Source organism: Bifidobacteriaceae bacterium, assembly GCA_031281585.1.
Taxonomy (GTDB): Bacteria; Actinomycetota; Actinomycetes; order Actinomycetales; family WQXJ01; genus JAIRTF01.
This window is the reverse complement of the sequence record JAITFE010000049.1, coordinates 1-24,246: the sequence shown is the minus strand read 5'-3', so window position 1 is coordinate 24,246 and position 24,246 is coordinate 1. Positions and strand designations below refer to the sequence as shown.

Genomic DNA, 24,246 nt, shown 5'->3' with positions numbered 1-24,246 from the left:
CCCGCCTGGCGCAGCGTGCGCAAGTGCTGAGACACCAGCGGCTGCGACATGCCCGTCGCCTCCGCCAGCGCCCCCACCACGCGCGGCTCGCGACCAATCAGGCACAGCAGCGTGAGCCGCGACTCGTTGCCGAGGACCTTGAACAGTTGGGCCGCCTCAGCGAGCCCTTCGTCCGTGTCCACGACACCATCCCACCACATATATAAACAGATTGCAATATGACTAGGTAAGTGGGAAGGGTTCTCATGTCGCCCCGGAGAACAACACCCCGGCGCATCAAGGCGCCCGCCACACAGCACAAGCGTCCGAGTTCCTGCCCACGCACGTAGTTGAGCGCTTTCCTGGCCGGAAGCAACGGCCAGGCCGCTGCTCGTACGAGCCTCCACGGTTGGCGGTGTCTAAGCCTGGAAGTGGCGTCAAAGATGGGCTGGGAACATCGCGTTCTACCACTCGCCTATCGGTGGCCGCCGCCACGTCTGCCACCGCGCGGACACCGCGCTGGTCGGGGAGCGGAAGGTCTTCCAGATCCACGCGGCCCTCCAAGACGCGGCCAAGCAGCTCTCGCGCCGAGCGGGAGGCCTCGGTCAAACCCCGCCGACCCGACCGCGCCCGTGGAGCTGGAGGCCGCCAGAGACAAGGCCGCCCGCTGCGCCGGCTACCTGGCCGGGGCGGTCGGCGGGCACAAGGAGGCGCTCTTCCCCGAGGCGCGGGAGCTCCTCGACAAGCTCGCCGCCAAGAGCCCGTTCCGATGGCCCGAGGACGTGGTCGGCCCCATTCTGGAACGCGAGCGCGAGTACTGGCCCGGTGAGTGGAGCGACGGCTAGGACGGTCCCGTTGCCTAGACCGCCGCTCGTGGTGGGGCGGCACGGCGACACCGCGACCCGGCAGCACGCCGCTGGGAGGTGGACCGCGTCGGTTTACGTGCGGGACCAGGACGGGGCGAGGCGCAGGGTGCGGGCTACCGGGCGGACCAAGACGGCCGCGAGGACGGCGCTGGAGGACAAGCTGGACGCGCGGCCCTCGCACGTGGGGGACGGCATCGGGCCTGAGGTGACTGTGGCGCGGCTGGCGGAGATCTGGCTGGAGGACCACGCGGTTGCGGCGGGGCTGGCCCCGCAGACGCTGGACCGGTACCGGACGCTGGTGGAGAGGCTAGTCGCCGGGTGGCGACGGCCTGCGTCCTGAGGGAGAATGATGCGCATGGGTTCAACGGCTTGCCCGATTCAGATGCCGGCCTGCGGCCTCGAGTGATCGCGGGCAGGGAAAGTGACAGACCTCGCGGTCGCCATACTCTGGGTGGCGGGCTCCGCGCTTGGGGCTTTCCTTTGCGTTCGCGCGGCGCGTCAGGAGGGCAATGCGGCGCCTCCCGCCGATATTTCGGACCCAGACCTCGGGGGGATCGACAGCCATGCGCTGGCGACGTGGTCTTTCATCGTCACTTGCCGTCCTTCGCAGTGGCGGGCCGCCCGCGATCTTGGGGCGGGCTTGCTCCTCCTGTTTTCTTGCGCGCTGGCGGTGTGGCTAATGGTCGGCCCGGCCTGTCGCGAGGGTCGGCTGACCGGGCTGATCACGGTGTTGGGGCCATCCGGCGTGTATATGTTGGTCATGGCACGCGGTGCCAAGAGATACCGCGTCGAGGTGACCGGAGACCAGGCTCGAGCCGTGCCCCTGTGGGGAAGGGCCCGCCAGTTCAACGTTTGGGAGATTGAGCACCTGAAGGCGCACCAGCCCCGGCGCGGGATCCATAGCTTCGTTGCATTCGGCACGGGCCATCGGCGCTTGTTCTGGGCGCAGTCCGCAGGCGTCGGCAGCCGGGAACTGGCCGCCTGGATCTGCCACTGGCGACCTGACTTGGCGTGGCCCGAGCAAGTGCTCAAGGATTTTCGCCGCCCCGCGACCGGTCCCTATTACCAGGGTCGACACAAGAGAACCGCCCCCAGCGCGGTAGGCGAAACGGAACAGGCCAGTCGGCGCGGTCGCGCCCGGTGACGCTGGTCTGCCGACCTCGAAATCCCTTTGGCCGGTGGCGCCTGCGGCATTCAGCGACTCGATCAGCCGAGGCGGTTCTGCGGCCACGGGCCGGCGCTCGGCCGCCGCCTCAGACGCCGGGTAGAGAGCTTCGCCTGACTCTGGCCCCCGCCCATGCCCCAAGCAGGCAGGCTTCGGTCGAGTTCGCGACCGTCGCCAAGCTCACTGTCAGCACCCGGGGAGGCCACTAGGGACTCGCTGGTCGCCACCTAACGCGGGCCCGCCGCCGACCCTGTACTGTCTGCACCGTGAGAACCGCGGCGGAGGGATCGGCTCACCGGTCTGACCAGGTCAGCGCCGGGCAAGCAGTTCCGGGCGCGGGAACGCGACCGGATCGTCGTTCCGCCGCGCTTCCTGCCACGGAGTGGGCTCTTCAACGAGGAGTCGCGGGGCCGGGGCGTGTGGTCCCAGACGGGTGCATGGACATCGTCTGGATCGGCGGCCGGCTGATCGTTGCCGGGCCGGACACGGTCGCGTTCACCGTCTGGATGGAAGCCGGCCAGGCCGCGTCGGGGATCAGGATGGACCCAGGGGTCGGCCCGCTGGTGCTTGGCGTTCCCGCCCATCGCCTGCGGGACCAGGTGGTCCCTCTGGGGGACGTGATCGACAGCAGGTCGGCGGCCAGGTTCGAAGCGGCGGTCCGGTCGGGCCGCCTGGACGCGGCCGGCGCCGCCCTGGCCGTGGCAAACCGCCGCGAGTCCTGTTGGCGGTCGCAGGACGCCGTGTTGGCACGGACCGTGTTCAAACGAGCGGCCGATGCCGTCCCCGCGCCTGTGATCGCTCGCGAGCTCGGCTGGTCGGAGCGGACTTTGCGCCGCTACGCGCTGGAGGCCTTCGGCTACTGGGTGCGGACCGTGCGCCGAGTGGCGCGCCTCCAACGGGCGCTCCGGTTGGTCGCTTCAGGCGGCGTCCTCGCGGACTCGGCCGGGCGTTCGGGTTACGCCGACCAGGCGCACATGACCAGGGACTTCACCGCGATGATCGGGGTCACGCCTGGTTCCCTGCAAGGCGGGCGTCAAACGGCGGACAGCGGAGCGAACAGGTCGACGGCGTTGCCGTCTGGGTCTTCCAAGACCGCGTAGCGTTGCCCCCAGAAGGCGTCGAACGGTGCCAGGGGGCCCCGGGTTCAAATCCCGGCATCCCGACTGTTAGCCCGGTTGTTTTGGATGGTGGAGGCCGTTTCCGTTCTCCGATTGGAGGCCGGGAATTTGGCTTTCCCAGCAGAAGCCCAGCGTTTTCGATTCGCGGCCGGGGTGCGGCGCGCCACCTGGCGGGCCGGTTTGGCCGCGTTCGTGGGAGCGCCCGCGCACTTGGACGCTGTGAGGACTGCCAACGAAACAAGCGCCGACCCGTTCGCCTTAGAGCCGATGCTGAGCACCGCCGAGTTGTCCGCCCTGTTGGGCGTTCCCGTCTCGACCGTGTACGGCTGGCGCGTACTCGGCAGGGGGCCGGTGGCGCACCGGGTCGGCAAGCACCTGCGGTACACCGTCTCGGACGTGCGGGATTGGATCGATGCGCGGCGGGAGGCCCCGCCGTCCGGAACCGGTGCCGCAACTCCATTCCCCGGCCGTGGCGGCGCGGCCGGATTCGGCTCGGCTCCGTCCGATGGCAGCGGTCCACGATGAGCCGGCCGCGGGTGCCCATAGGCACATTCGGGGAAATCCTGCTGATCCACCGCGCGTCCGGGAGCGTGGAGGCGCGGGCCCGCTACCGGGATTGGGACGGCAAGCTCCGCGAGGTGCAGGCCACCGCCAAGACGGAGGCCGCTGCCGAGCGCGCTCTGAAGTCCAAGCTCGCGGAACGGTCTCTTCTCCAGCCCGGGGCGGCCGCCATCACACCCGACTCGTCGTTCAGGGAGTTGGCCGATTACTGGTTCGAAGACATGGAACTCGAAGGGCGCGTCACCCGGCAGACCCTTGACGCGTACCGGCGGCAGATGAACAACCTGGTACTGCCAGTGTTCGGGAACTTGACGCTGCGGGAGATCGGGGTTGCGCGGTGCGACATGTTCACCAAGCAGTTGGCGAAGCAGTCGTACAGCCGCGCCAAGCAGGCCAAGACAGTGCTCAGGTTGGCGTTCGCGCTGGCGGTGCGGCACGAGGTGTTGCTGCGGAACCCGATGGACGGCATCGGGCGGCTGCGAAAACCGCCCCACGCGCCGGACGCGCTGACGCCGCAGGAGGTGGGCGCGATCCGGGTGGCGATCAGGGCGTGGGAGCGCGGCACCGTGGTCAGCGGGCCGAAGCCGGATGGGCAGCTGTCCGCGATCATCGAGGTGATGCTGGGCACGTCCGCCCGGATCGGGGAGGCGCTGGCCCTGCGGCGCCGGGACGTGGACATCGCCAGCGCCGTCCCAACGGTCTTGATCGCGGGCACAATCGTCACACCATCCGGGCAGACGCCCTACCGGCAGGACCACCCGAAGACCGCGAAGTCCCGGCGCGTCGTGGCGCTGCCCTCTTTCACTGCCGAGGCGGTGCGCGCCCGGCTCGCGGACCTGGCTGACAGGTCGCCGGACGCGCTGGTGTTCCGCTCCCGCAACGGCACGCCGTTGACGCCGAACAACGTCCGCCGCCAGCTCCGGCGGGTCCTGGACCTGGCGGGCGTGGAGCGGGCCAACCCGCACAAGTTCCGCCGCACGGCCGCCACCGAGATCAGCAACGCCGCCGACGCGGACCTGGCCGCCGAACTGCTGGGTCACACCGACAGCAGGACCACAATCGCGCACTACATCCACCGCGACGAGATGGTCAACCCCGTGACGGCGGCGCTGCTGGACGCCAGGTTCGGGCGGAAAGCGTGAGCACGGCGTGCCGGGGCGGGCGGACGGGCGCGAGTTTGCTCGTGGGGGAGGCCACTCTCTGTCCGACCGCAGATCGGCGGACCGTGGTGGCCAAGCCACGGTGTCGTAGAATCTACGGCACCGCGCCACCAGGCAAAACGCGCTTTCGCCGCCGCCTGCCAGCCGGCCAAGAAGCGACCAGATGCCACTGACCGCAGCCTCCGCCTGCGGCCCGGAACCGCCAGTCGCCCGCTGAGCCTGCGACCAAGGTTGGCCAAGCTACCGGGCCAAACGCGCGGCCGCAAGGCCCAAAGCTCCCCGCCGTGCGTTTCTGTGCGCCCTCCGGTGCCGCCGCACAAGCCGCCGATCACTTCCGGGGCGCTGGCCCGTGGCGGGGCCTGGATCGCATTCAGCGGGGGCATGTTCGCGCCAGACATCACTCACAAGCTTTGACCAACGCCGCGACCACGAAGACCTCCGTGGGATGAACTGCCAACGCCCGCGTCTGGTCCGGCGGGGCCAGCCGCCACCTGCCGACCACCGCGTCCGCTCCGCTCGGCGCGGTTCGCGTTTGGCAGGCCCTTGGGAAGCGTCATCAAACGGTGGACCGCGTGTCCATAGGCCTCGTCGTCCAGGACACGCTGGCCAGCCTCAGCGGACGCGTACACGGCGGCCGGCATCCCGGTGGCGGTCGCCGCCTCCGGCAGGCCCAAGCCAGCCTGGAGGCGAGCAGCCCGCAGCACCCAGCCCGCCCCTGGCATCGCTCTCTCTTCGCCGGTCAATGCCGACGCCCCGAGGCTGAGGGCATGATCGCCGCTGAACTCAGCCGTCATTGTGAACCTCCGTTCTCCCGCCGGTTTCCGGCCCCGGTGATCCTCCAAGCGCCTGCCGGGGTCGCAACTACTGGTGCGCGCCATCTCTTCAAGGTCAGGCCTCGCGGCGGCCTTCACAACTGTCCGGGACGGCTACTGGCCGCCAGCCGCTTCGTTGAAGAAGCGCATCGATTCCTCGGGGCACGCTCGGGGTCGGCAACCGCTTGCCCCGCGCTGTGGGACCGCCGCCTCCCGCAAACGCCCTGCCTTCCGGGCGCTCGGAGGCCGTGCTCTCCCGGCCAGGCGATGATGACGCCAGGCACCGTGCCCAAGGACGATTCTCGCCTCGACCAAACAGCCGCGCGCCCGCATGCAACCCCCTGGCCGACAGGCCTTCAACGCTGCAATCCCGGGTTGAGCGCACCGCACCCGGCGGACCGCGCCGCGATTGCACACCGAGGCCACACTTCTTGCTGACGAGGTTCTAAGGGTCGACTATTGACGGAAAGGCGACAACAACGAGTGGGTGACTTGGACCGCGATGCACCGGTAGGCAAGCCCGCTTGTGTCGATGCCTGACAGTCGAGTTCGGAGCGCCTCCGAAAAACGTCCTAAGGCTCGCAATAGAATGGCGATCATGCTGGAGACAGCGCTTCGAGCGCGGGCTACGACGCGCAAGGCAACGCCGCTTCGGCGTCCCGCCGGCGGATCGGGGCACAGCGCCACTTCCGCCGCCCCCGCAGGGCCCACAACAGACGGTTCGGATCAGCAGGCATCCCCCGCCCCGCCCTCAACCACTACGGGGCCCGTCACATTCATTGACCTATTCGCGGGTCTCGGCGGGTTCCACGTCGCCCTGGACAAACTCGGGGCGACATGCGTGTTCGCCGCCGAGCGGGAGCCGGACCTGCAAACCCTGTATGAGAAGAACTTCGGCCTTCGCCCTGAAGGCGACATTGCCACGGTGGACTTGTCGAGCATCCCGCCCCACACGGTCCTATGCGCTGGGTTCCCTTGCCAACCATTCTCAAAATCAGGCAAGCAACTCGGCTTCGAGCACACCGAGCAGGGGAAGCTCTTCTTCAACGTGATCGAGATTCTTGGCGCTCACCGCCCTCAATGCTTCATCTTGGAGAACGTTCCCAACCTCCTCAAGCACGACGAAGGTAGAACGTTCGCACGAATCGAGCAGGAACTGCGGGGTCTGGGGTACGCCATTAGGCACGAGAGACTGTCGCCTCACCAGTTCACCATCCCGCAAATCCGTGAACGCGTCTATGTCGTCGGCACTTTGGGCGACATGACCCAGTTCGCCTGGCCAGAGACCAGCGAAGAACCGACCAGTATCAAGACCATTTTGGGAAACGAGGGTGGCAAGATGCTCCCTCCCCGTGTCTTGGAGGCTCTCAGCGTGTGGGGAGAGTTCCTTGAGTTGTCGAAGCAATCTGACGACGAGGAGCTACCGTCCTTCCCGATCTGGGGCATGGAGTTCGGAGCGACCTACCCGTACGAAGGGTCGACACCATGGGAACTCATCAGAACCGGCAGGATCAGGGAACTTCAGCGCACCAGAGGCACCTTGGGGCGGCCCCTGGGCCGCCTTGGGGATGAGGACATCCTGGCCGCGCTCCCCAGCCACGCACGCAGAGAACAGTCGGAGTTCCCCAGATGGAAGCAAACATTCATTCGTCAAAACAGGGAGTTCTATGCACGCAACCGCGAGTGGATTGACCCATGGCTGCCCAAGATTCGGGGCTTCCCGTCCAGCTTCCAGAAGTTCGAGTGGAACGCCCACGGCGAAGAGCGCGACATCTGGCAGTACGTGATCCAGATTCGAGCCTCAGGCGTCCGGCTCAAGCGTCAAACCACTGCTCCCAGCCTGATCGCCATGACTGACACTCAAGTCCCGATCATCGCCTGGGAGAAGCGCTACATGACCCCCGCTGAGTGCGCGCGGCTCCAGAGCCTGGGTGACCTAGCCATGCCCGAGAGCCCATCGAAGACCTTCAGAGCGCTGGGGAATGCCGTCAACGCGGAAGTCGTGCGGCGAATCGCGCAGAGCCTTCTTGCGACCATCCCAACGGCGGGCATTGTTCCGTGTGTAAACGCACGTCGTGGGCCCATCGAGGGGCCTTAGCGGCTGGCGCCCTCTCCTAGCAGGGCGTTGAACAGCTTGATTGGCGTACGGTCGAGGACGTAGGAGTCTGAGACGGCGACGTGTGCAGGTCCCTGCCCACGCAGCGCTGCGACAGCACGACGAACTTGGTCGTTCCAGTGTGTCTCTTCGTGACGCCACAGGGGATGACCGATTACCACTGCCGCGCCCCGGCGCTCGGTCGACACAAGCACCGGCAGATCTTCCAAGATGGACGGCCGCACGTGAAGGTGTTCTCCGTAGCCATCAACGAAACTCCGCATCAACTCAGTTGTCCGTTCAGTCCAATCCGAGGCGTCGACACTCCCCCCCAAGGCAAGTTCGACAACGTCTAACCCCAGTCTCCAGTCGAGAGCCCAATGATTGAATCTGTTCTCGTAATTCCGGAGGCAGCCAGGGCAAGACGATGTGCAGGCTACTCCGTGTGGATAGGCGCGAAGGCGCTGCCCAGTCTCATCTCGCACGGACAACAGAAGCCTCTCGAAGGTCCTGGCCTCACCAAGCTCCAGCGCGTAGCCAGCTCCGTTGTCGAGAGCATCGGCGAGGAACACTCGCGCCGAGACAGTGCCACCGCAGAGGGTCGGCTGGATCCCGACCTCGAGTTCCGCTTGCTCAATGTCGAGGTAATCCTTGGCGGCGTTGCGGAGCAGTTCAGCAAACGACAGGAGAGCAGCCCTACCCCCTGGGCACGCCCACGGTAGGGTGGCCACGACACCGTCTGGAAGCCGCAGCGAGTCAAGCCCGACTAGCAGTACGTCGGTGCGTCGAACCTCGCCAATCGCAGCCGGGTCTAGCGGTTGGCCCCCCGAACGCATGAACTCTGGCAGAGCCCGTCCATACAAGTCCCGGTTGCGGGCGATGACCGACCCATCAGACTGCCTGTTCAAGTCGAACAGCTTTCGGTTGTTGTCATTCACGGCAACCACCTCTGCCTGCTCCAGCAAGCGCAGCGAAGTCGCGTGAAGCCTTATCTCCTCCCCTAGTTCGGCATTGGTGGACAGTTCGGAGTAGGCGGCATACATGGGAGTGACGTGGGTGTCGTCATAGTCCGGCTGGCTGTAAATCGTCCGGTACCCCTCGGGCTGATAGAGCGAGAACGCCGTCATGTCGCCGCCGCACACACCACATTTGAGAGAGTGGGTGGTCGGGCGGGTATCGAGGCTCCGACACTGTCCGCATCGACGGACTGGGAGGGGCGCCCCAAGCGGGTCCGCCGGCCGGGCGCTGGTTCCGACAAAGGTGTAAGCGGCAAATCCGACAGAAAGGTGTTCGGCGCCATCCTTGACGACCACTGCGCCGGGAGCGAACGCGGTGATGGACATCCCGAGATCGCGATCCGCAACGGTGAACCGTTGAGCGTCAGCCCTGGTTCGAACCGCCCTCGAATAGAGCGGGCGAACCCGTGTTGGGAAACCGAACATCGGCAGAACCCCCGCGTTGGCAAGCAATTCGCTGAGTTCGGCGTGGACAAAATACGGGTTGCTCACGGCTTCGTCAACGTCCACTACCAATTGCTCGCGAGCCCACGTTTCGAGCTCACGAAAGTCGAGCGCTGTAAACGCACTGAACCTGTCGCACACTGTCTGCACTTCAGTGGATTCTCGGAGCCAATCCTCTATGTGCGGTCGTCGTTCGGCCCAGTCGGTTGTGAGCCCGAACGCCCCGTGGAGGCTCTCCTGAGTCCGTCTCGGTGGATTCAGCGATGAGAGAAAGGCCCGGCGGAGTAGCTCCGCAGCTATCACCCGATGAACGATTCTGGGACGGGATAGATCGATGAATGGTGGCGGCGGATCGGCCGCTGTCATCCTCTCTGGGACCTGGAAGTAGTAGTCATCATGCGCCCGATCTCTCGACACAGTCACCGCGAACGAGAACGGTTGCCCAGACCGTCCGGCACGTCCGACGCGCTGCTGGTAGTTGAAGCGTTGTGGTGGCATGTTGGCCATCGCCACGCCTCGCAACGATCCAATGTCCACTCCGACTTCCATCGTCGTCGTTACTGACAGGAGGTCAAACGGATCCGCGATGGAGCTTTCAGCGGGCGCGGGGAGCACCGCGCCCTTGAACAGCCGCTGACGAGTCCGTTGGTCCGGGAGCCTTGTCTGTCCAGTCAATTCAGCGACTCGCATCCGTCGAAGGGGCTGTCCGGCAAGCCAGCCGTAGTAGTCGAGTTCTTCCGTGGTTTGCTGCTCGCGCAGCACGCCCGCTTTACACTCCTCGTTGATGCAAACGCCGGCAGAAGCGTGCAGGTGCGTGGTGCCGCAGTTGCCGCAGACCCACATCTTCTCGCCCGGTGTGCGCAGTTCAAGCGAGTCCTGGCCCGTCTGTGTCCTGAGCGTCCAGGTCTCATCAGTTACCGCGTTTGCCCTCAGAAACTCGCCGACATTCATTATGAGCGCTCGCCGGTCCAGCGCGTGCTTTGTCGCGGCACGGCCAAGGTAGGTTGAGACGACTCTAGGCGCAGCACTCGACCTTGCGGCATATCCTCCCTCGAAACGCTTCGCAATTCCAAGCAGGCGAACAACGCTCGCCAGCATGTCAGCGGCGACCTCGGCCGAGACGCCCCAGTTGTCAGGCGCGGCCGGGCGGACCCGCGCGACGCCGAGTCGGGTGGACTCCAGGTCACGTGATGCCCGGTCAAAGACCGCTTCGGCGACAGCCGTCGCAGTCAGACGGTATCGGTCCTGCCGAATTGGGCGTGCGATTGCATCGGGCAGCGGTTGCCAGACGTCGCGGGCAGGTGGCTCGTATGCTCGATACCAAGGAGCGTCTCCTTCGCTCTGAGCAACCGATGGCCCCGGCCCGGCAGGGTTCACCCCGGCCTCAAGCATCATCCGTTCGGCATCGTGGATCAGCGTGGGCCAGGGCAAGGCCTCGGCTTCACGCTCTGCCGTGGCGATCATGGCCAGGTCGGCGGGCTCCGCCACTCCGAGAGTTTCCAGCCGGAGCTTGTCATACAACGCCCGGCGGCCGGATCGCACCCGCTGCGCGCGCTCCAACTCAGAGCCTTGCAGTTCTCCGAGCAGCAGCCGGCGCAGCAGCGGAACCGGGTTCTCACGACCATGAAGGAGTTGGCGCACAACCTGGCGCACCTGGTCCCTGAAGTTGTTTAGCGCGATACCTGCGGCCATCCGAGCGGAGTCATCGCGACTGTCAGTGAACACGATGGTCCTCGACGCGGCCGCATCGGAACCAAGGCTCCGGAACAACTGGGCCACCGCCATCTGGTTCAACTGTGAACGACCCGAGGTGTGTGCCCGGATAGGTGAGCGTACGTTGCCAGAAAAGTAGACTGCCGCATCTCGGTTGTCCTGACTGCTACCACATCGCGGGCAGGCCTCCGGCAACGCTGGTAGCGCCAGGCCACCGTCGGCCCCGGCGTTGTGGCACAAGACGACAGCGGGGATACCGTCCTGAGAATGTCCGGGAATCAAAGAGCCAAGCTTGGGATTCCACGTCGCGGCGCCAAAGTTGGTCACAACGGTCGCCTGGTTCTCGTCAATGTGGGCCGGCAACTTGTGCCGACTCGGAGAATCTGGGACAGGAGAACCCAGCCAGAGCCAGCGGTACTCATCGTCGCTGCGTCGATAGACAAAATCGCCCGAGTTTTCGCCAGGAAGCACAGGAGTGGTGGACAACACGACAGCGCCGCGGTCAGGGCGGTCCACGACATACCCGCCGAGGCTGACATCACCGCATTCAAAACAGTACAGAAGTTCGAGGACGCGCGAGCCGCAGTCGGCGCAGGTCGACCTCGGCGTGTCGTACATTCGGCCGATTCGACGTGGTTCCGAGCCAGAGCCACCTGGACAGGTGGGGTCGGAGCATGCCCAAAGTCCTCGCATACCGCGCATCATGATGTGACCACGGAATTGGAGGACTGGTTTCGTCACTCCCGCGAGACCATTGAGCATAGTCGCAAGCGCAACATGGGCGCTGGGGTCTTCGCCAAACAGGCGGGCGGCGATGGCGTCGATGCGGGTGGCCCTTGGTTTGAAATCCGACTGCTCCACGCACGCCATCGCAATCGCCTCTGCCCATTGATCCTCCACAGCGGTGACGGCGAGGTCTGTTGGATCAACGCTCAGTACCTTGTCGGTGGTCGGTGTGTCTTCTGCAATGATTCTCTTGGGCTGACCCGGCTCAATCGCGAATGAATGGCGGTCCACACCGAAGAACCGCTCCAGGTACTCGCGACCGGAGTCATCACCTGGCAGCGATGCGCTTGTGGCGATAATACGGAATTGATCAGACGAGGGCTCAAGCCCGAGACGCGAGGCGAGATTCCGCACTACCATGCCCACTTCCGCCCCGGCACTGCCGCGATATACGTGTAATTCATCCACGACTAGAACAAACACGTGCTCGGGCGACCGTTGGAGCCACACGCGGGTGGACTCGAATATAGGTTCCTCGACGTCGCGCATGAGCATCACATTCAGCATCGAGTAGTTCGTCACAAGCACGTCGGGCGGTGTCTCGATCATGTCCCATCGTGTGACGAGTTCGCCGGAGTAGAGGTCCTGGAACTGGCTCATCAGTTCCGGATCATCGAGTCCGGCCAGACACTCATTCAGGCGTGCCAGATCGCGCATATCTCGCGCCACGTCCGCCGTCTTGCCCGCCAACCCCGATGGCACTGCTCCCGTCCCCGGGGTCGCGCCGGTATAGCGGCCAAACCACAAGTCAATGGGCGAGTCTTGCGTCCGCAGGCCCTTTACTGCTCGCCGGAGACGCGAAACCTGATCCTCAACCAGGGCGTTCGTCGGATAGAGAATCACTGAGCGGACCGCTGCGGGGGCAGCCCCAACAGTTCGGGCGGCTTGCCAGATATCGCTCTGGGGCTTAAGGTCCCACCACTCTCGAATTGGCGGGAGCGCTGCTACTGACCGCTTTTCGGCTGCGATGCGGGTCAAGAGGGGTATTAGGAACGCTTCTGTCTTCCCGGAGCCCGTTCCCGAGGTCACTACTGGGTTGTGTATGGTTGTCGCGTCAAAATGTGTCGCGAGTGCGGCAACCTGGTGACTGCGTAGCTTCACATCGGAGAGCGACTCCGGCCTGATGCCAAAGACGGCACGCACGACATCTCCGAGATCGCGAGCATCGACGCCAGACACCCGGGCAGCTTCTTCGACAGAAGCGATCCCGTCGTAGGGAAGGACAGGTTCCAGCATCAAGGGTGCGAAAAGATTGCCCTGCCCTTCGAGGAGCAGGCGGCGACGTTCCTCGGCCAAAGGCGCATCTCTCAGGGCATATGCCGTGTCGATATACCGAAGAAACGCATCACGAAGGTCAGCCGCAATCATCACGGGCGTCGGGAAAGACATAGGTACCCTCACTTGCTCACACGGTCAAAGATGATGCCCGCGACCTCGCGGGGAACCGACGGATACTGGAGCATCCTGTGCCGGTCGATCTCTCGCGGCGCCCTGCCGGAGCACAATGACAGGGCTCGCCCGTATAGGGCAGGCAGATCCGCGCCGAGCGGCGTGACGACCGAGCCGCTGCGAGAGTGATAGCCCACCAGTGGGTCGTCAGCCCAAGCGTTCGCAATGTGCTTGACAATCTGGGCGTTTCCAAGACCGATAGTCCCGCTGAGGACGTCCTCAGCAGATCGGATCGCATATGTTGATCCGAAGTCCCTAAGTCGATACGCGCCGGTGTCCACGAGCGTCGCGGTCGGTCGCCACGATGCCGACTGTGTGTCCCAGAACTCGGCCGACCGGTACCTGGGAACGATGACACGCTTGAGGCTTGCGGCGATGTCACTGAGACGCGGAAGCGCTGATGCGAGCAACACTCCTGGCGGCGAATCGAGCACGCAGACGCCCAGATCGGCGAAAGCCTCCACAGGAATGGGTCCGGTCACTTCGGTACAGGCGAGTTCGGCATTCGCCTCGGTCAGGACTTGGCTGTCTGGACCGAGCAGCGATGCTATTCGGTCGAGCAACTCTGGCGACCGGGAGCCGATGAGCGCCCACCGGCCTCGGGCCACCGGGACAAGCGCTGGCCTGTTCACGGCCCATTCCGTTACCCGCAGGTGGTCGTCTCGGGCGACATCGATGTGTCCCACCACTTCCAGTCTGCGAAGAAGAGAATCCGCGAACAGCCCTGACCCATCTACCTGGACCGCTATTCGCTCGAACACAGCAAACGAACCCGTTCCAACATGGTTCAGAGCGTCCAGAGCAACCTCCAAATCAGGTTCAGTCATCTCAACGACGGGCGGGATTCCCTGAGGTGGGGTGGTGGCGCTGCTTGGGATGGGGGTCTTGCCCCTCCGGGCTGCCCACGGAGTACCAGCAAAACGTCGCACCAGGCCACAGGTGGAGCATTCTCCCTCGATGCTTCTGGTGCGCCGCCGGCCAGGGAGAGCCGGCGGGAGAAGGAAACGGTGCATGCCGGTGACCAGGCACGAGTCGTCCGAAGCCGGCAAGCCGACCCGCAGGTTCCGGGCGGGAACGGCCGCCTGGGTCCATTGGCGAGGGGCGAACTCCGGTATGCGCGCCTGTGTCAACCCGCCGCCGGCCGCAATTCCGACAATTCGCGCTCCGTTGACAAAACGGGGCCAGGCCGGGGGACCGGCAGTCAATGGCCACCGCAGGGATGAATCGGGCGAGTACACGAGTCGAATGTCCGTGTCCTCTACGCGGAACTGGGGAGTGCCTGACGAACGCAGTCGGAGCAGGGTCATGGCGGCAGCGTGATTGTTCGCATCTACAAACATTGCTACGACGTATTCGCCGTCTGGCAGTCGGGTGCCCGCCAATGGAAAGACAACGAGTTCGCCCTCTCCCGTCGCTTGGGCAACGAGACGATTCGGGTCAATTCGAATGCCTCGGTAGACATTCACATCCACCTTGCTCGCGCCCGCCGCCACCGCGACAATCTCAGGTGGTTGCAGAGAAGACCACTTGCGTAAGAGCCCGGGGAGCACAAATCCTCCCCGTATCGCGAGGCTAGTCCTTGCACGAGGTGCCAACGGCAGCAGATCGGCGTGCACCGGGCCCGACGGGACACTGACGATTTGAACATGCTCGTATACCAGCCACCCTTCCAGCGCGCCAGCCAGTTCGGCCAATTCCTGCCAGCCCGGTCGTGCGTGGAGCGCAAGGTGGCTCTCAACTCGGCGGCGAGCGTCAGCGCGGGCGAGCACAAGGCTGTCCTCGCCCAGGGAAATGCACTCAACCTCGACGAAGGCGCCCTGGAGGTCATCCCATCGAAGGGGAGTGATGCGCTTGGGACGACGCCGAAATGTACGCGCGTCATCATCGCCGAGTCTGCCCTCCAGTCGCTCGCCCACGAGAGACACAGCGCTAACCTCTCCGATTTCCGACAGACGTGTGGAACCCCCTGGCCCGGCGACGGTGGGTAAGCGCGTTTCCCCATCGGGAAGCACGAATCGGGCGATATCAAGCCCTGAAGACCGATATGGGAGCAACAGGTTGAACTCGATTGACTTGCGAGGGAAGACTCGCAGAAACGCCAGGAGACGCGTAGCCGCCACTCTCTGGCCTGCGGCCATGCTGTCGATCCCCGACCCGTCCCAGGCTTCGAGTTCCAGGCATGCGGCATCGACAATTCGTTCACGAGCGGATGGTACGCGCCAAAGGCGCCGGAGATGCGAACTAAGCGGACTCTGTGCTGCCTCGGCGTGTGGGCCCAGCAGGCCAGCCATATCAGATGGCGAGACTCGAAGTCCAGGAGCCATTCCCTCAAGGACAAACACCTCGTGAAGGCCAGTTCTGTCGTACTGCCGGACGGCTGCCTGAGACATCGGCAGCCCTATGAAGGCGTGCCCCCCTACCGCGTAAGCGGTAGGAATTCCCCGTTCACCGTCCCACGCCTCAAGCCATGCGTTGAGGGAACCCCACAGCCAATCAGCAGTCTGGCGGTAACTGGTTTCCACTCGGCGTCGGCTGACTTCAGGCACGCTTAGGGCTCGGTGGAGTCTCGAATAGTAGTTGTGCGCTGCCAGGTCACCATCTGCCTGCATCTGTTCCGCTGTCAAGGCCAACAGCATGAGAAGCGGTAGTGCCGGCGGGGTCTCCAGCGGATGATCTCGATGGCAACGCGCCATCTCCTCTTGCCAGCCGAACGGGGCAGCTCCCATCTCGTCCAGGTCAAGCGTTGGCCTGACAACGCCTGCAAGAGACTCTGTGCCAGTGCCAGCCACACCCGCATCAGCCAGAATTGCGGCCAACGTTTCCGAATCAGGTAGAACGTATACGGGTTGTCCGGCAAACGCTGAATCGAACATGGCATCGGCGATCGCTTCGCCGACCCGTTCGTAGTCGGAGTTCACTCACGACCTCTTGTCGCTAGATACCGGCTTCGGCCCAAGAGCGAAGCGAGCGTGCTCGTCGCGGAGCATCTTGAACGAGTCCATGGGTGGCACCTGCAACGCGTGGCATGCGCCGGGAATCCTGATCTTCTTCTTGGTTCCGAGGTTGTCAGCCTTCTCGTGCGTCACGACCGTGTGCCCGTGAGCATGACCGTAGGAGACGAGTTGGTAGTCCGCGCTGCCCAGGAACTCCGCGCCTGCCTCCTGCGGGTAGGCGTTGGCCGGGGTGGCCGCCCAGGAGGCCAGTTGAGTCAGACTTGGAGCAGTCGCCGAATCCATCTGCACGAACATGACACCTCTGCGCTGTTCCCAGATGGTCAAGGCTCCCTTGCCTGAGTCGAGTTCCTTCTTCACAGAGTCCACACTGGCCAGCACGCCAAGGTTGTGCTCGCGGCCCAAGCAGTCCCAAGATCCGGGGACGAAGTCCAGACCGTAGTGCGCCCGGTGCGCCTGGATGGACACGTTGGCATCAAGGATGTACATCAGGCCATCACCACCCTGGCCAACTCGTCGTAGGTATCGGCCTTACGTGTACCGAGAAGCGCGAAGGCGTCACTGAACAACGTCCGCCCCTCGGCGGCGTCAGAAATGACCGGGCGAGCGAAGGCTCTGCCAACCCACACGACGTGTGTGTTGTAGAAGTCGCCGCCGCCGCCACCGGTCTGCTGCTCGGCCATCAAATCAAGGATGCGTTGGTGCTCAGTTGAGCAGGCGGCATGGTAGTCGTCCCCGGTGAGTTTCCCCAGGTCGAAAGTGCGCCTCAGGATCACCAGTGTGCTGACCTTGAAGCGAGCGGCCAGCATCTCGAACTCTCGTTGGCTGGTCTGGCCGAAGTACGCCTTGGCCAACTCATGCCGGGGCACCAGCGCCTCGGCGGCCACCTGATTGGCCCACGACTCCTGCTCCTTGCCCCCCTTGGCCGTCATGCTGGCATCAGACAGGGCCGTGTCGTCCGCCCACAGGTGAGCCAGTTCGTGCGTCAGGGTGAACACCTGAGCGCCAACCGTGCCCGCCCCGTTGACGAACACCAGCGGAGCGAGCGGATCGCAGAGGGCAAAGCCCCTGAACTCCTCTGGCTTGAGTTTACGGTGGGTGTTCATGCCCACGACGCCGTTGATCATAACCAGGCCGCCGGTGGCCTCAATGGCTTCGATCAGGTACTTGCGGATGGCATCATGGCTGGGGCACTTGGCACGTTGATCCATGTCGAAACCCAAACTGTTGCTGATCGCGTTGGCGACCTGCTCCGGCGGGATCCTGACGGACACCGAACCAACCCAAGACGGCCGCTCGAAACCCTCGGCCCGCGCGTACTCGCGGTACCACTCCTGCCAAGTTTGGCGGCCGTAGATGGTCTCCAACAGGTCGGCGGACGGGCGGGGAACGCCAGCGTTACCGAACCTCCGATAGTCGGGAATGGGCACGTCTTCCCTCGGCGGCTCCAGCAGAAACAGAAAACCCAGCGGCGTGTGAGTGTAGTTGGCAAACCCTTCCAACTGCTTGAACGTCGGCTCGGCAGCGCCAGTCACCCACGCCGGATACCTGGAGAACCTCGCCGTCAGGGCAACCTCGTCTTTACCCGCACGGTCGGCGGCCCACGCCAGCCTCGCGGGCTGTACCTGCACGCGAGTGACCATCTTCTTCATCGACCTTTCCTACTGATCTCAATCCTACGGGCCGTCACTGCCATTTCTCGAGACCTCGCGTGAGCGCCGCCGTTCGAATCGACAAGAAGGCGATACGCGGATGGGTGTGAGACGCCGACCCACGCCCCGGTCTGGCGCAGCCCAGGCCCTGCTTTCCTCAATGGCTTCACGACGGCAACCGGGGACACGTCGTTGGCCAGGAAGTGTTGGCCCGTCTCCAGACCTGCCCTGGCTAGCGCCGCTAGGTGGCGCCATACTTGTGGACCCCTGGATGGCCGTACCTACGAGCCAACTCGACCACCGATGTCCCGCCCTCGTAATCCTCGGCCAGGCACAAGCTCGCTCCCGGTGGGACCGTGGTTCTCGCTTTCCCGGTTCTCCCCGCAATCTCACCTCGAGGATCCTTCGAGCGGCAACTGCCGGCGTTGCCCCGCCACGACCCATTCGGGTTTGACCAGCGCATATACAACGCCTCGATTCTCGGGCCGAGATTCACCAACACCTCACGTAAGGACCCCTACCAATGGAGCGGTTTTCGACCGGGAGGACCTTGTGGCGGATGCCACCATGAATTTCGAGTTGCTCGGCTACTACGCGCTTCCCCTTCGGCCGGAATCCACCGATGGCCGGTGGATCGCGTGCTCGCGGAGAGGAGCCAGAAGCCGGCAAGGTACGCGCTGTTCACCGCGGGGAGCCTTCGGGACAGAGGGTTGGGCCTGGTTCCTGGCGGCCGGGCGCCCCATTACGACGTCGGCGTCGGCTCCGCGTATGGGCGAACCTTCGGCAGCGTCCAGGTCACGGCCTCCAACGCGGCCGATCTCGCCGACCGATTGATGTCCGCCGCCTCCACCGTTGTGGAGAACCGGCACCGCACCGACGGTCTCGCCTGAAGGGAGGCACCCGTGCTGCAGATCGACATCGACCCCCACGACGCCGTGGCCCGCGCCCCCCCCGTCACAGCCGCTAGGCCCTAAGCGTGTCAGACCGCCGCTCCGCTCGCGGCGGCGCAGGTAGCCGAGCCTGTTGGGGTCACGCGGATCGCGCTGGCACCTCATGCACCACTTCCCGCAGCCGACCGCTTGGTGAAAGCCATACGCTCGGACCCCTCGAAGACCCGCCTCCACTCCAGCGTTTTCCCAGCGGAATCAATCGCCACCAACTCGGGCCAACCGGCTACAATCGGAGGCGGAGATCATCCGTTCTCCCTGGTAAGCCCAGGAAACGGCAACTCACCGCAAGCAACCGGAAAGGCGCTGAGCCTTCCAGGCGGCCCTGGTGCCCGCCTTCCGTCATCCGCCCGTGCGCCGCGTCGACGGCGGCGGGTTGGCCGCAGGCGAAGCTCAACGCGATCCGGTGGCCGCCTGCCGGCTCGGTCCAACCTGGATCATAGGCCCAGACGACCTCGCGGGTGTCGAAAGCCAGCCTGAGACCGCCCGGCAGGTCCGCTTCGACGTGCGAGGCGCCGTCCGCGTCCGCCGGCATGTCCACCCCCAGGTCCCGGTAGAAGGCGAGGCTGGCGGTCATGTCTTTGACCACGATCCCTATGGTGGCGAGTGTTGGAGCGTTCATGCCCCGACGCTACGCCCAGGGCTCAGGGCCGTCTTGAACGATCCGGCCAAGACCGCGCTGCCGGGCAGGCCCCGCTTCGGGACACCCCCGGCGGCGTCGGACGCGGAAATGATCAGGCAAACATGCCGAGGGACGCGGCGCGATGCCGGCACCACGGTCTCGGCGAGAGGGGAGGGGCAAGGCCGCCACTGCTGTAAGCGTCCGGCGCTCCTGCGGAAACGGTCAATCGGCTCTTCGTTACTCGCGGGGCGGCACGGCATCGGCGTGAAGCGCCGTCTGGTGGGCGAGCTCGTCCTTGACCACGGCTTCCAACTCGTGAGCAGACGGCAAGGCGGCCCGCGCGTCATCGGGCAGCGTCTGCCATTCGGCGACCGCGACGGGCGCGGCGGTGCTGGCCAGCGCGAAGCGTACGGTCGCCTCGCGTTTGCCGGTGCACAGCAGGAGCCCGATGGTCGGGGCGTGGATCTCCGGGTTGCGCACCAGTCCGTCCACCATGGTGACGTAGGTGCCGAGCGCGCCGAGGTACTCGGGTTCGAAGTCGGTGGCTTTGAGTTCTGATGTGAAGTCACTCGTTATGTGAAGCCGGGGTTTGCCGCCCCTGGCGGGGGTGTTGGTGCGGCGGGGGTTGCTTCGCATAACGCCTTGCGGGTTACAGGATTTGGTGGAGCCAAGCGATGAGGTCTTGACGCGCCGGGGGGTTGTAGGCGGTCTCGGTGATGATGCCGGCGCTGGCGGCCTCGATGGTTCGGCGTTTCATCTCGGGGCTGGCTTTGGCGTAGCGTTCGGTGGTGGTCACCGATGAGTGGCCGAGCAGGTCGCGTATGTAGACCAGGTTGACCCCGTTCTCCAGCAGGTGGACTGCTTTGGAGTGTCTTAGCTGGTGGGGGGTGGTTTTCGGCGGGATCTGCGATTCGTGTCCGGCGCGGGCGCGGGTGACGGTTTGTTGCAGGATCCAGGCGATGCCGGCGCGGCCGATTCGCTGCCCGTCGCGGTTCTCGAACAGGGGCGTCCCGGCGGCGCGGGCGTCTATTGCGGCTGCGTGCGCGGCGACGATGGCGGCGGCCTGGCCGGTCAGGGGAACAGTCCGGGTTTTGCGGCCCTTTCCGGTCAGCGTCACGGTGACGGGCTTGTCCGTCCGGAGGTCGCCGATGTTCAGGTCGCAGACTTCCTGGACGCGGGCGCCGGTGTCGTAGAGGAGGGTCAGCATGGCCAGGTCGCGCAGGCTGGAGCGTTTCGCCTCGGCGAGGATCAGTTTGACCGCGTCGATGGTTAGGTATGCGATGACGGGTTCGGGGGACTTGGCGGGTTTGAGCGCCAGGACCGGCCCGGCGACGGCTATGTGCTCGGGGGCTTGGGACTGGGCGTAGCGCAGGAAGCTCTTGACTGCGGCGAGCCGCTGGTTGCGGGTCGCCGGCGACGACTGCCGGGAGCTGGCGAGCCAGTTCAGGAACTCGCCGACGGCTTGCGGGGAGAGATCTTCCATTCGGACGCGTTCCGGGGGCTTGCCGCGTTCCTCCTGGAAGTAGCGCAGCAGTTGGACGAAGGCGTCGCGATAGGCGGCGGCCGTGTTCGCGGAGCAGCCGCGCGTGGTCGGCAGATAGACGGTCAGCCAAGAGCGCAGCAGACCCGCGAAAGAGTGGTCGGCGGCCATGTCAGCCCACCTCAGGGAACACGCCCCGGTAGGGGCCGGCCATCTTCGCGGCCACGTCTTCGGACATCGGCCCCGTCAGGCGCAGGTAGTACTCGGTGGAGCGGATGTTGCGGTGGCCCATGTAGGCGCCGAGGACCGGCAGCGCGGCGCGCGGGTCGAGCCCGCGGTTCTCCATCATGCGCAATGCCTGTACTGCGTAGCTGTGTCTGATGTCGTGGGTTCTGGGTGGATTCGCGCCGTTGGTTGTTATCCCCGCAGCGGCCATCGCGGCGGCCACCCGCCTGGAGGCGGCCGACGCGCTGTAGGCGTCGCCGCGTCTGTTCGGGAAGAGCGCCTGCCCGGGCCCCGCCGAGTCCAAGCCCAGCCGTTTCACGTAGGTCGTCAGGTCGCGGGTCAGCGACGCCGACATGGGCACGAGCCTGGAGTGGTTCCCTTTGCCGTGGCGGACGGTCAGAACGCCGGCGGCGAGGTCGGCGTCCTGCACGGTCATCCCCACCGCCTCTCCTATGCGCAGCCCGCAGCACCACAGCGCCTTGATGAGCGCCGCGAGCACGGTCTGGGACGCCGGGTATTGCGGCGGCGCGGGCGCATGGTCGGCCCACCCGACGACGCGCGCCATCTCCGGCGCGGTGATTATCCTGGGGGTGAACCGTGGCCCGGGGGGACGCTCGCCGCGTCCTGGGGGGACCCAGCAGGCCATCCCCTCGCGGGCCAGGAACAGCGTGAACTCGCGTACGGCGGCGCGGCGTTGGCGGAGGGTGCCCTCCGTTCGTCGGCCGTCTGGGGCGTAGAACGACTCGGCCGCTTCCCGTGTCACCACCGCGTCGTCCCGCGGGAAGGCGGCCAGGTGGCGCGACAGGAGCCGTAGGACGCCCAGCGGGCTCTTCGCGTAGGCGTATCCCAGGCCGCGTTTGTAGGCTATGAACGCCTCGAACAGGTCTGGCCGCGCGCCGTCCATGGCGATGTCAGACACGGGGCACCTCCAACGCCGCGGCGCGCAGCGTTTCGATGTCGACCCGCAGGTAGCGCATGGTCGTCTGGGAACTGGCGTGGCCCAGCGCAGCAGACACGGCCGGCAGCGTGGCGCCGGCCGTCAGCATGGCGACGGCCGCGCTGTGGCGAAGGCTGTGGAGGCCGTGGTGGCGACCGGAGGCGTCGACCCCGGCGCGCTCGAAGCACGACGCGACGAGCCGGCCGAAGCCAGCCGCGCTGGAGTGGGGGGCGAACGGCGCGCGCGCTCCGAGGAACACTTGCGGGTCGGGGCGGTCGGGACGTTCGTTGCGCCAGTAGTCGAGCAGCGCGTACCGGCATTCGTCGGGCAGCGGCAGATCGATTCTGGCGCCCGTCTTGTGCTGGATCAGGGACACGCGGCCGAGCCGCCAGTCGACCTCGTCGAACCGGAGCCCGCGGATGTCGCCTGCGCGCAGCCCTAGCTGGGCGGCCAGCAGCAGCACTGCCCGGTCGCGGCGCGCGGTCCGACTGGACGGGTCCAACGCCGCCAACGCCCGCCTGACTTCGTCGGGGGTGAACACGGACGGCAGCACCTCGTCGTTGTTCGTCGGCACCACGGGGAACAGTCCGCCCAACGCGGCGTCGGCGCCGAACCGCGCGACTAGGAACCGCAGGTATTCGCGGAGGAAGAACAGTCGCTGCGACCTGGTCGAGGCCGCCAAAGCCGGCGGTCCGGCCAGGTAGGAGAACACGTCTCCGGGATTCAACGCGGCCACGTCGAACACGCCGCAAGCCGCCACGGAAGCGAGGAACTGCCGCGACAAGCCCTCCTTGCCCGCCCGCGTGGACGCGGACAACGCCCGGTCCGACAACGATTCCGCGTAGGCATCATGCACTGCGGCGAAACACGCCGGCGCCTCGACCCGCGACCGGGGCGCGGCCGTACCGAATCCCCCCGGCTCCCCGACGGCGAACAAGCGCCGCACCGCCCGCCTTTTGAACCGGTCCCAGCTAGTCCCCCCGACGGCGGGACATCCGACCGACGCCAGGAAGGACGCCCCGTCGGCGCGGGTCGGCTCCCCACGGCCCTCCGACAAGCAGAAACCCTCGAAATCCCGCCAAACCGACTTATACGCCCGCCGCGTCCAATCGGCGTACCCCCCATCATCCAAGGCCTTCCCGGCCAAACCGATCAGGCTCCCAACAGACATGCTCACGCGCAATCGCCTCCTCAAGTAGTAGAGAAGGACCACGCAACCCCGACACGTTATGCGAAGCAACCCCCGCCGCCGCAACACCCCCCGCCAGGGGCGGCAAACCCCGGCTTCACATAACGAGTGACTTCACATCAGAACTCTTATGTGAAGCTTCACATAAGAGTTCGATGACGATGTAGCGCAGTTGTTCCGTGTGGAACATGAGTAGATCGAGGTACCGGTCGACCCCGTCTACGGTGAGCCTGACCTGCCGTCCGGCCAAAGTGATGCCACGGCCCAGTTCGAGAAGAGTGTCCTGGATGCGGTCGATCAAGGCCTGCTCCAGTTCCTTCTCAGCCATGCCTTGGGCAAGCCCGGCGTGCTGGAACACGTAAGGGTCCTTGGTGATTTCTTGGGCCAGGTCGGAGTCCGGCGGTGGCAAGGCGGCGGCGAAGTTGGACGGGGCGGCTCCCAGCCGCTCGCGCAGGCCGCTCTTGAGCTGGAATGCGAGGACAGCGCGCGACCAGCCGTTGGCCACCGCCTCGCGGGCGTACCATCGTAGGTCCTCGGCGTCGTGGGCCTTGTCCAAGAGAACCATGATTTGACCCCATGGCAATTTCGCAGCAAGCTGCTGCGAAATCTGGTCCTCCGGCCACCGTCTGGCCATCTTGCGCATGTAGGTTAGGTTCGTCGGCGACCAGCCGGTCTGGTCGGGGAACTCCCGCCGTAGGTCGCTGGCCAACTGCGGGATCACTTTCGATCCCCAACCCAGCCGTTTCTGGCGTTCGACAATGTCGCGCCCGATGGACCAGTACAGTTCGACGACCTCTGCGTTGGCCGCGCGCACGATGCGCAACTGCGTCGCGCGGACGCGGGTCTTGAGGTCGGCGAGCCACTCGGCGTAGCCAGCCGGCATCGCCTCAAGCGTGCGAGACGAGATCCTCTCGGGGAAGCTCATGGTTCCTCTCCTTCGGGTCGGGGACAATCCTTTCACTTAGCCTCGATCCGCCGATTTGGGGTCGTGTGGCGTGTCGGATCGGCGCCTGGGGTTGGCGGGGGGCGCGTGGCGCGGCGCGGGCGGCTGGTGGCGCGATCGTGCCGCTGGCCTGCGC

The 24,246-nt window shown here is 65.6% G+C and carries 21 protein-coding genes; 9 read left to right on the top strand and 12 right to left on the bottom strand.

Annotation, left to right across the window (positions count from 1 at the left end):
- A partial coding sequence (locus tag LBC97_05205; GenBank protein ID MDR2565451.1) for a metalloregulator ArsR/SmtB family transcription factor occupies nt 1-182 on the bottom strand: 182 nt, incomplete at its 3' end.
- A 429-nt stretch (nt 183-611) separates the two neighbouring features.
- Between LBC97_05205 and LBC97_05200 the strand changes: the two genes are divergently transcribed.
- From LBC97_05200 to LBC97_05175, 6 genes are all read left to right on the top strand, one after another.
- On the top strand, nt 612-824 hold the full coding sequence (locus tag LBC97_05200; GenBank protein ID MDR2565450.1) for a hypothetical protein: 213 nt from the start codon (nt 612-614) through the stop codon (nt 822-824).
- Nucleotides 825-834: 10 nt separating this feature from the next.
- Nucleotides 835-1,185 carry a hypothetical protein gene (locus LBC97_05195; protein ID MDR2565449.1) on the top strand — a complete coding sequence of 117 codons (351 nt, stop codon included), beginning with the start codon at nt 835-837 and terminating at the stop codon, nt 1,183-1,185.
- An 81-nt stretch (nt 1,186-1,266) separates the two neighbouring features.
- The gene (locus LBC97_05190) at nt 1,267-1,989 is read left to right on the top strand and encodes a hypothetical protein (protein ID MDR2565448.1); all 723 of its coding nucleotides are present in this window, start codon (nt 1,267-1,269) and stop codon (nt 1,987-1,989) included.
- 458 nt (nt 1,990-2,447) lie between these two features.
- Complete coding sequence (locus tag LBC97_05185; protein ID MDR2565447.1) at nt 2,448-3,110, top strand: helix-turn-helix domain-containing protein; 663 nt, start codon at nt 2,448-2,450, stop codon at nt 3,108-3,110.
- A gap of 126 nt (nt 3,111-3,236) precedes the next feature.
- A complete protein-coding gene (locus LBC97_05180) occupies nt 3,237-3,653 on the top strand; it encodes a helix-turn-helix domain-containing protein (GenBank protein MDR2565446.1) in 417 nt (138 codons plus the stop codon).
- Nucleotides 3,650-4,831 (top strand): tyrosine-type recombinase/integrase, encoded by a 1,182-nt coding sequence (locus LBC97_05175; protein MDR2565445.1) that lies wholly within the window; start codon nt 3,650-3,652, stop codon nt 4,829-4,831. Before LBC97_05180 ends, LBC97_05175 begins: the two co-directional genes overlap by 4 nt.
- A 419-nt stretch (nt 4,832-5,250) precedes the next feature.
- On the opposite strand, the gene LBC97_05170 is transcribed toward LBC97_05175, so the two are convergent.
- The gene (locus LBC97_05170; protein ID MDR2565444.1) at nt 5,251-5,643 is read right to left on the bottom strand and encodes a hypothetical protein; all 393 of its coding nucleotides are present in this window, start codon (nt 5,641-5,643) and stop codon (nt 5,251-5,253) included.
- A 616-nt stretch (nt 5,644-6,259) separates the two neighbouring features.
- On the opposite strand from LBC97_05170, the gene dcm reads away from it, so the two are divergent.
- The gene (gene dcm / locus LBC97_05165) at nt 6,260-7,759 is read left to right on the top strand and encodes a DNA (cytosine-5-)-methyltransferase (protein ID MDR2565443.1); all 1,500 of its coding nucleotides are present in this window, start codon (nt 6,260-6,262) and stop codon (nt 7,757-7,759) included.
- Here dcm and LBC97_05160 read toward each other — a convergent pair.
- Nucleotides 7,756-13,104, bottom strand: a complete 5,349-nt coding sequence (locus LBC97_05160; protein ID MDR2565442.1) for a DEAD/DEAH box helicase — start codon at nt 13,102-13,104, stop codon at nt 7,756-7,758. The genes dcm and LBC97_05160 overlap by 4 nt on opposite strands.
- A gap of 8 nt (nt 13,105-13,112) precedes the next feature.
- Nucleotides 13,113-13,991, bottom strand: a complete 879-nt coding sequence (locus LBC97_05155) for a hypothetical protein (protein MDR2565441.1) — start codon at nt 13,989-13,991, stop codon at nt 13,113-13,115.
- A gap of 813 nt (nt 13,992-14,804) precedes the next feature.
- Here LBC97_05155 and LBC97_05150 point away from each other — a divergent pair.
- The gene (locus LBC97_05150) at nt 14,805-15,152 is read left to right on the top strand and encodes a hypothetical protein (GenBank protein MDR2565440.1); all 348 of its coding nucleotides are present in this window, start codon (nt 14,805-14,807) and stop codon (nt 15,150-15,152) included.
- 930 nt (nt 15,153-16,082) lie between these two features.
- Here LBC97_05150 and LBC97_05145 read toward each other — a convergent pair.
- Together LBC97_05145 and LBC97_05140 are read right to left on the bottom strand one after the other, a co-directional pair.
- Nucleotides 16,083-16,604 carry a DUF4411 family protein gene (locus LBC97_05145; protein ID MDR2565439.1) on the bottom strand — a complete coding sequence of 174 codons (522 nt, stop codon included), beginning with the start codon at nt 16,602-16,604 and terminating at the stop codon, nt 16,083-16,085.
- Complete coding sequence (locus tag LBC97_05140; GenBank protein MDR2565438.1) at nt 16,604-17,767, bottom strand: ImmA/IrrE family metallo-endopeptidase; 1,164 nt, start codon at nt 17,765-17,767, stop codon at nt 16,604-16,606. Before LBC97_05140 ends, LBC97_05145 begins: the two co-directional genes overlap by 1 nt.
- A gap of 710 nt (nt 17,768-18,477) precedes the next feature.
- Here LBC97_05140 and LBC97_05135 point away from each other — a divergent pair.
- Nucleotides 18,478-18,657 (top strand): hypothetical protein, encoded by a 180-nt coding sequence (locus LBC97_05135; GenBank protein MDR2565437.1) that lies wholly within the window; start codon nt 18,478-18,480, stop codon nt 18,655-18,657.
- 283 nt (nt 18,658-18,940) lie between these two features.
- Here LBC97_05135 and LBC97_05130 read toward each other — a convergent pair whose 3' ends face one another.
- The 6 genes from LBC97_05130 to LBC97_05105 form a co-directional block, all read right to left on the bottom strand.
- Nucleotides 18,941-19,336, bottom strand: coding sequence for a VOC family protein (locus LBC97_05130; protein ID MDR2565436.1), 396 nt, complete (start codon nt 19,334-19,336; stop codon nt 18,941-18,943).
- Nucleotides 19,337-19,573: 237 nt separating this feature from the next.
- The gene (locus tag LBC97_05125; protein MDR2565435.1) at nt 19,574-19,972 is read right to left on the bottom strand and encodes a DUF1016 domain-containing protein; all 399 of its coding nucleotides are present in this window, start codon (nt 19,970-19,972) and stop codon (nt 19,574-19,576) included.
- A gap of 13 nt (nt 19,973-19,985) precedes the next feature.
- The gene (locus LBC97_05120; GenBank protein MDR2565434.1) at nt 19,986-20,987 is read right to left on the bottom strand and encodes a site-specific integrase; all 1,002 of its coding nucleotides are present in this window, start codon (nt 20,985-20,987) and stop codon (nt 19,986-19,988) included.
- A 1-nt stretch (nt 20,988) separates the two neighbouring features.
- Nucleotides 20,989-21,960 carry a tyrosine-type recombinase/integrase gene (locus tag LBC97_05115; protein ID MDR2565433.1) on the bottom strand — a complete coding sequence of 324 codons (972 nt, stop codon included), beginning with the start codon at nt 21,958-21,960 and terminating at the stop codon, nt 20,989-20,991.
- The gene (locus LBC97_05110; GenBank protein MDR2565432.1) at nt 21,953-23,149 is read right to left on the bottom strand and encodes a tyrosine-type recombinase/integrase; all 1,197 of its coding nucleotides are present in this window, start codon (nt 23,147-23,149) and stop codon (nt 21,953-21,955) included. The genes LBC97_05115 and LBC97_05110 overlap by 8 nt, the downstream gene beginning before the upstream one ends.
- Nucleotides 23,150-23,264: 115 nt before the next feature.
- The gene (locus LBC97_05105) at nt 23,265-24,092 is read right to left on the bottom strand and encodes a PDDEXK nuclease domain-containing protein (protein ID MDR2565431.1); all 828 of its coding nucleotides are present in this window, start codon (nt 24,090-24,092) and stop codon (nt 23,265-23,267) included.
- Nucleotides 24,093-24,246 lie beyond the last annotated feature (154 nt).